The organism is Pseudemcibacter sp. (assembly GCF_965661635.1).
GTDB lineage: Bacteria > Pseudomonadota > Alphaproteobacteria > Sphingomonadales > Emcibacteraceae > Pseudemcibacter.
Genome location: NZ_CBFIEP010000056.1, coordinates 25,800 through 33,663 on the forward strand (window position 1 = coordinate 25,800; position 7,864 = coordinate 33,663).

Below are 7,864 nucleotides of genomic sequence, written 5' to 3' on the forward strand. Positions count from 1 at the left end.
TTACTCCGCCTTCAATACTGACATAAGTTTATCTTGAATAATTTCTAGTTTCTTTTCACTGGTAATCTTATGACCAAAAACATCTCTTACGAAGAAAACTGTAATCGCGCGTTCTCCGTAGGTGGCAATATGAGCAGAATTAATTGAAATTTTCAAATCTACGAGTATTTGTGACAATTCAAACAAATAACCAATCCTGTCTCGACCGTTTATTTCGATAACAGTACGGCTATTACTTGCTTTATTATCAATTAATATACGTGGCTCCACCTTAAAAACATCTGTTCGTTTTTTCTTAATTCGCCTTTTATCAAATACATCTTTAGGCGATAATTTGCCGGCCAAGGTTTCTTTGATATTTTTTTCTAATTTTTCAAGTTTTTCCTTTTCTTTGAATACGTTACCATCCGCATCCTGAATTCTGAAGGTATCTAAGGCCATTCCATCTTTTGTCGTGAAAATTCTCGCATCCTGGATCGACGCACCACTTAAAGCAATCGCACCTGTTAATCTAGAAAACAGACCAGAATGATCTTCTGTATACACACTTAATTCAGAAACATTTTGAAAGTTATCAATGTGAATATTAACCGTAAATTTGTCGCCAAATTTATCAGCCATATCAATCATCATTGCATTACGCACTAGGTGGTCAGTAGAAACGGCCTGCCAATAAGTACTATAAAAGCGATTAATATAATCATTGAATTTTTCATCAGACCAATCACTAAGTTCTTCTTTGAAATCCTCTACGACCCTACTAACTTGATGGTTATTTTCATATTTAATTTGACCACCTAACAAATACTCTTCCGAACGGCTATAAAGCTCTCTAAGTAGCTGCCCTTTCCAACCATTCCAAACTTTTGGCCCAACGGCACGTATATCAACAACAGTCAAAACCAAAAGCAGTCTCAATCTCTCTGGGCTTTGAACTTGTCCTGCAAAATCAGCAATTGTTTTTGGATCGCTCAAATCACGTTTAAAAGCCGATAACGTCATCAATAAATGCCATCTAACAAGCCAAGCTACCGTTTCTGTTTCTGCTGGCGTTAAGCCAAAACGCGGGCATAATTTATAAGCCACCTCTTCCCCTAGGACAGAATGATCACCTTTTCTACCCTTAGCGATATCATGCAAAAAAACTGAGATATAAAGAACTTTTCGAGAGAGAACCTTATGAATTATTGCATTGGCGAGTGGATGCTCTTCGGCGAGTATCCCTCTTTCTACCTCTGAAGTGAGTTCAATGGCGCGTATCGTATGTTCATCCACTGTATAGACGTGATACATATCATATTGCATTTGAGCTACCACACGACCAAAATCTGGCACAAATCGGCCAAATACACCAACCTCATTCATTAGTCTTAGAGCAAAGCCTGGTCCTTTTTCATAAGTCATTATTTCAATGAAGAGTTGGTTGGCCCTTTCATCATTACGCGTTCGACCACGAATAAATTTAAGGTTTTGACGGATCATGCGTAAAGCACGTGGATGAATATCCAATTCGTACCTTTGGGCCACATGAAAAATTTCAATCATTTTAACCGGATCTTTTTCAAGCTCTGAAGTTTTCTTTATACTTAGGCGACTTCCTTCAATAGGAAAACCTTCAACATATTTTGATCGAAAAGAGAAACTAGAAAGACGAATTGGTTTTCTTTTGTGTTTTTCTTCGAGATAAGCGCAAAAAATTCTTGTTAAATCACCAACATTCTTTGCGGTCAAAAAGAAATGTTTCATAAAACGTTCGACCCCAGACATATTTGGTCTGTCGGCATATTCTAATTTTTCTGATAATTCCTTTTGAACATCAAAGGTAATAACTTCATTTGGCCTCCCAGCCAAATAATGAAGTTGAAAACGAACTGCCCACAAAAATTCTTCCGCCTTTTGAAACTCCTTATATTCTTCTTTAGAAAAAACACCTTTTTTAACAACTTCGCTTACTTTATGAACTTTATATATAAACTTCGCGATCCAAAAAAGCGTGTGCAAATCTCTTAATCCGCCCTTACCTTCCTTTAAATTTGGCTCAACAACATAACGTGTATCACCTAACCTTTTATGGCGCAGATCTCTTTCTTGGAGTTTCTCTTCTGTAAATTCCGGCGCATTCCCTTTTACAATTTTTTTGTCGTATTTTGAAATTAACTCATCAAATAAGCTTTCTTCTCCCCAAATATAACGCATTTCTAAAAGTGATGTTTTGATGGTAAGATCTTCATGACAAAGACGAATACTTTCTTTGATCGTTCTAACGGCATGACCAACTTCAAATCCCATATCCCAGAGCATATACAAAATATATTCAACGACCTGCTCACTCCAAGCCGTTTTTTTATAAGGAAGAATAAAAAGCAAATCGATATCAGAATATGGCGCCATTTCCTGACGTCCATACCCACCGAATGCAGCCAAACATATTTTTTCGCCCTTTGTCGGGTTGGCATTATGATAAACGTAATCGACGACAACATCATAAAGTATATGGATTACTTCATCCGTAAGAAAACTTTGTGAATTTGCAAGGTTAACTCCTGTCTCACCATTATCCGCACGCGTTTTAATTTCATCAAAACCCGATTGATATGCTTCTTTTAATAAATTCAGTAATGGCGTTCGAATTTGATCAGGACGAAATTCTTCTTTCAATGCCTCAAGTTTTTTTACTTGCGCTTTTCGATTAAATATTTCGTTATGTTTTTTAATTTTGATCATTTGTTAAGGTAATAAGCCTTTTAATTTATATATAAGCTCTAACGCATCACGGGGGCTTAATTCATCGGGATTAATATTATTCATTTCCTGATCTAATAATGACGGCTCCGATAGTGGCAGATTGATTTTTTCTTGAATGGCCGAAAAAAGCGGAAGTTCATCACTTAATGCAGCCATTTTTTGTCCTTGGGCTACGCCTTGACCTTCTTCACCACCTTGCTCGAGATTATGAAGCACTTGCGTCGCTCGCTCAACAACCACGGCAGGAAGTCCCGCTAATTTAGCAACCTGAATTCCATATGAGCGATCAGCTGAACCGGCGCCTACTTCATGCAAGAAAATCACTTCTCCTTCCCATTCTTTAACTTTCATATAATGAAGATCTAATTGTTTTAACTTCGAAGAAAGTGCCGTCATCTCATGATAATGTGTCGCAAATAAGCCGCGTGCTTTATTTACTTCATGTAAATGCTCTACCGCTGCCCAAGCAATAGAAAGCCCATCGTATGTTGCGGTGCCCCTTCCTATTTCATCAAGGATCACAAGTGACCGCTTGGAAGATTGATTAAGAATAGCTGCTGTTTCAACCATTTCCACCATAAATGTTGATCTGCCGCGCGCTAAATCATCTGATGCGCCGACGCGACTAAACAATCGATCCACGATTCCGATATGAGCTTTTCTCGCCGGGACAAAACTGCCCATTTGAGCCATAATAGCAATAAGTGCATTTTGTCTCAGGAAAGTGCTTTTACCAGCCATATTTGGCCCCGTAATAAGCCATAACCTATTTTCACTACCTAAATCACAGTCATTTGCAACAAACTTGCTTTCAAGGTTCTGTTTAAGTGACGCTTCAACAACTGGATGGCGGCCACCCTCAATTTCAAAGGCAAGTGTGTCGTCAACTTTTGGACGGCAATAATTATTCTCTGCCGCCAATTCAGCAAGCGATGAACCGACATCCAACTTTGCCAAAGCAACAGATGCTTCAATAATAGTACCCCATTCATTTAAAACGATAGCGACCAACTTTTCATAAAGTTCATGTTCAAGCGAAAGGGCACGGTCTGCCGCTTGACCAATTTTACCAGCCAGTTCTGAAAGTTCCGCCGTATTAAAGCGAACAACGTTTGCCAGCGTTTGCCGATGAATAAAATCTTCATTTAATGGCGCGGTCATGAGTTTATCTGCATGCAATGCTGTTACCTCAATGAAATATCCGAGCACATTATTATATTTAATTTTTAATCCATTTATTCCGGTCTTCTCTTTATATTGCCCTTCAAGCGCGGCAATTAGTCGCTTACTTTCACTTTTTAAAGTTTGAAATTCGTCAAGGGGAGCATGATATCCTTTTGCGATAAAATTACCGTCACGAATAATTAACGGCGGATCAGGAAGCAGCGCACGCCTTAATTCATCAATGATCACACTATGATGACCAAATTTCTCAATAATCGTTTTAAGATCGTCAATTTTACCATCCAAACCATGACTGCTTAATTGAATATTGGCTTCAATTATTTCACGAATTTGAAATGCTTGATCTAATCCTTGCCCAACGGCGGCTAAATCACGCGGACCGCCTCTCCCGACAGACAGCCTAGACATGGCGCGTTCAATATCAGGGCAGCTTTTTAACAACCCTCGTAATTGATTTCTCAATGCTTCTGCATTCAAAAAATAAGTGACCAAATCAAGACGTTTTTCAATTTTTAAAGGGTTCGTTAAAGGCGCGCTTAAATATCCCCCTAATAGTCTTGCACCGGCACCTGTTATCGTTTTATCAATCGTTGACAGGAGGCTTCCCTTTTTTTCCCCTGAAAGTGTTCTTATTAACTCCAGATTGCGTCTCGTCGCACTGTCAATCATCATGACAGCATCTTCACCGACAATCTTGGGGATTTTTAATTTTGGTAATTTCCCTTTTTGAGTTTCTTCTAAATATTCAATTAGGGCACCACATGCAGCAACTTCTGCGCGGCCAAATGATCCGATACCATCTAACACGCCGACACCATATAATTCTTTTAAATTTCGTTCAGCCTTAGCACTATCAAACAATGAATTTTCAACAGGGCTAATAATATGTTGCCAATCCTCAAGTAATTCTATTAGCTCACCTTTATCCAATAGGGTAAAAGAGGCTATCAGCTCACCCGCTTGAAGTCGCGCAAGTTCAGCATCTAGATTTGCCGGTGTCATTTTGCTGACGAAAAAATCCCCCGTTGTTATATCTAACCAAGCTAGAGCATATTTTCCCTGCGCCAGTGATAGAGCCGCCAAATAATTATGTGCTCTAGCATCCAAGAGATTTTCTTCGGTAATCGTGCCGGGAGTTACGAGCCTAATGACATCGCGTTTTACAACCGACTTGTTGCCTCTTTTCTTAGCCTCTTCTGGTGCTTCCATCTGTTCGCAAACGGCTACTTTAAATCCTTTGCCAATTAAACGAGAGAGGTAATTTTCCGCAGCATGAACCGGAACACCACACATTGGAATATCTTCTTCCATATGCTTCCCACGCTTCGTAAGCGTAATATCAAGAGCCGCAGATGCCTTAACCGCATCATCAAAAAAAAGTTCGTAAAAGTCCCCCATACGGTAAAATAACAAATATTCCTGATGCTTTTCCTTAATCTTAAGGAATTGCGCCATCATTGGTGTCGTTTTACTTTTTTTAGACTTTTTATCATTTGTAAGTTGTTCGGTCATCGCCCTACTTGCTGATCCGTTATTCTATTAAGCAGAAAATATGCTTGATTCTCAATAAACGATCAATCTTCAAATAAAGAAAGATAACGTTTTTCTAAGCGGTCTATCGGAAGCAAGATAAACACATCTGTTGTACCAAATTGTTCATCAATGACGGCACCATCCCCGATATAACATCCGAGATTAAGATACCCCTTAACAAGTGGTGCTAGTTCACGCCTTGCTTCTCTCTTTTCAAAATCGTCTTTTGCAAAATAATTCATTTCCTGCGCCTGCCCAACTTTAGCAGGAATGTTATATTCATCGGGTGTTTTATGGTAATGATAAAGATAAGAAAGTTGGGCTTCTAGTGGTTTTTGTTCCACCCCAGGAAGACTGGCACATCCAAAAAGATACGCAATTTTATGTTTATCAATATATCTCGCAATAAATTTCCACATCAAATGCATTACTGCATTTGTCCTATATTCTTCTTTTACGCAACTGCGGCCAAGCTCAAGAAGTTGCCTGTCGCCCATAAGTTTGCGAAAATGATCATTATAAAGATTACTCAAATCAAATTCACAAGTAGAATAAAATTCCTCCATCCCACTAATTTTTTCTTCCCGAAGCAGGCGGTAAGTTGCAATTACACGATCGTCGCCGGTTTTAGAATTATCTATCGCAAGGAGATGGTCACATATCTCATCAAAATGATCAAAATCGCGCTTTTCGCTTGCTACAATTTTACTAGGTTTTGCACCCATTTCATCAAAAAAGACTTTATAACGCAACTTTTGTCCTGCAAGTATTTCATCATTAGTTAGTGCAAGACGAACCTCAATATCACCACTTACAACCTTTATGGGATCATCTTCGGCCGCAATGACATATTTATTAAAAGTTTCTGTCATAAAAAATTCTTTACCCTCTCGATTTTTAGCCAAAGGGCTAAGCTACCGGATGATATAGTTATTTTATGTATCAACCAAATGATTTTTTAATTTCTTATGTTTACCACACTGAAATAAAAGGATAACAATCATGTCATGAATAATAAAAATTTTGATAACCATTGCGATGTATGTGGTGCTTTAACAAGAATAAGCGTTCATAAAAAAATATGCGATTTTTGCAAATTTGTAAAAGCACTTGATAAAAGTACGGATAAAAATAATCAAAACATAATATTCGCCGATAATATTAATCAGTTTTTTAAAGATAAATATGCTGAATTGAACCATGGCGAAACGTTTATTCTTAGTTTACCAGTATCCCGATTTTATAAAAAACCTGTACCTAAAAAAGGACAAGTAAATTTTTTCAAATCAAAAAACATTATGTTCCTTTTAGAACAGCACGGATTTCAAATGGTCAGCCGAAAGTCAAGATTTTCAAGTCAGCTAAGTATGGTTGTTCGCAAGGTTTGAATGCTTTTGGTCAGGATTATCGATTTTTCTAATCCAAAGCAGTAATAATATTCCCGGTATCGCGATTACGGCTGTGATGATGAAAAACCAGAACCAACCGACACTTTCAACTATATAACCACTTGGTGAAGATAAAATCTTGACCGTAAATTGTGTTAAAGCGCTCAAAAGGGCATATTGTGTGACCGTAAATGACCGATTACAGAGTAAAGATAAATAGGCGACTAATACAGTCGCACCCATCCCAGTCGCGAATTGCTCGAACCCCATGGTGAAAGCAAGAAAATAAGCATTCGTTCCAATAAGATAAAGAGCAGAGAATGAAAAATTCGATAGTAATTGAAGTAAAGCGCAAATCATTAATGCTTTCCATAATCCGAATTTATTCATTAACCAGCCACCGACCGCTAAACCAATAAGCAACGCCCAGAAACCAACAAGCTTACCAGAATTGGCAATCACTAAATCATCAAAACCTAGAGATAAAAAATATCGCGTTTGTAAAGAAACAGCCATACTGTCACCAATTTTATAAAAAATTGCGAATAGAATAAAAATCAACCAGCCTTTACGCGTTAAAAATTCTCTAAATGGGGCCACCACGGTCATGTATATCCAAGCAAAATACTCTTTGCTTTCTTTACCCGCTTCGGCCCTTTCATCTAAAAATTCATTTATTTCAGATCGAAGTTTTTTCTTCTCTTCAGTTTCTTGGTGGTCTGGCTCTTTAATAAATAGAACAGCTATCGTTCCAACCAATATCATTGCACTACCCATTATAAAGAGTAATGACCAATCAATTTCATATAAGGAGTAAACATATATTACACCGATTGAAAAAATTATCCCTGCGATCCGGTAACCATATATATATAATGCGGCCCCTGCTGCTTGTTCATCATCTTTAAGAATTTCGATACGAAATCCATCAATCACAATATCTTGCGTTGCACCAAATAAGGCGATCAAAAAGGCCGCAATATAAGTCTGTGAATAATTCTCAAGCGGATCTG

General features: G+C 38.0%; 5 protein-coding genes. 1 reads left to right on the plus strand and 4 read right to left on the minus strand.

Annotated elements, in window-relative coordinates; all coding sequences use genetic code 11:
- The 3 genes from ACTF6W_RS04250 to ACTF6W_RS04260 form a co-directional block, all read right to left on the minus strand.
- Complete coding sequence (locus ACTF6W_RS04250) at positions 1 to 2,724, minus strand: [protein-PII] uridylyltransferase (RefSeq protein WP_438993302.1); 2,724 nt, start codon at positions 2,722 to 2,724, stop codon at positions 1 to 3.
- A gap of 3 nt (positions 2,725 to 2,727) precedes the next feature.
- On the minus strand, positions 2,728 to 5,442 hold the full coding sequence (mutS, locus tag ACTF6W_RS04255) for a DNA mismatch repair protein MutS (RefSeq protein WP_438993303.1): 2,715 nt from the start codon (positions 5,440 to 5,442) through the stop codon (positions 2,728 to 2,730).
- Between the two features lie 62 nt (positions 5,443 to 5,504).
- A complete protein-coding gene (locus ACTF6W_RS04260; protein WP_438993304.1) occupies positions 5,505 to 6,335 on the minus strand; it encodes a GNAT family N-acetyltransferase in 831 nt (276 codons plus the stop codon).
- A gap of 135 nt (positions 6,336 to 6,470) precedes the next feature.
- On the opposite strand from ACTF6W_RS04260, the gene ACTF6W_RS04265 reads away from it, so the two are divergent.
- Complete coding sequence (locus tag ACTF6W_RS04265; RefSeq protein WP_438993305.1) at positions 6,471 to 6,851, plus strand: hypothetical protein; 381 nt, start codon at positions 6,471 to 6,473, stop codon at positions 6,849 to 6,851.
- Here the strand turns inward: ACTF6W_RS04265 and ACTF6W_RS04270 are convergent.
- The coding region (locus ACTF6W_RS04270; protein ID WP_438993306.1) for an MFS transporter at positions 6,825 to 7,864 on the minus strand (1,040 nt) is incomplete at its 5' end. The two genes, ACTF6W_RS04265 and ACTF6W_RS04270, sit on opposite strands and share 27 nt — an antisense overlap.

Coding starts and splice junctions, on each gene's coding strand:
- ACTF6W_RS04265 (WP_438993305.1), top strand. CDS start 6,471: ATGAATAATAAAAATTTTGATAACCATTGCGATGTATGTGGTGCTTTA.
- ACTF6W_RS04260 (WP_438993304.1), bottom strand. CDS start 6,335: ATGACAGAAACTTTTAATAAATATGTCATTGCGGCCGAAGATGATCCC.
- mutS (WP_438993303.1), bottom strand. CDS start 5,442: ATGACCGAACAACTTACAAATGATAAAAAGTCTAAAAAAAGTAAAACG.
- ACTF6W_RS04250 (WP_438993302.1), bottom strand. CDS start 2,724: ATGATCAAAATTAAAAAACATAACGAAATATTTAATCGAAAAGCGCAA.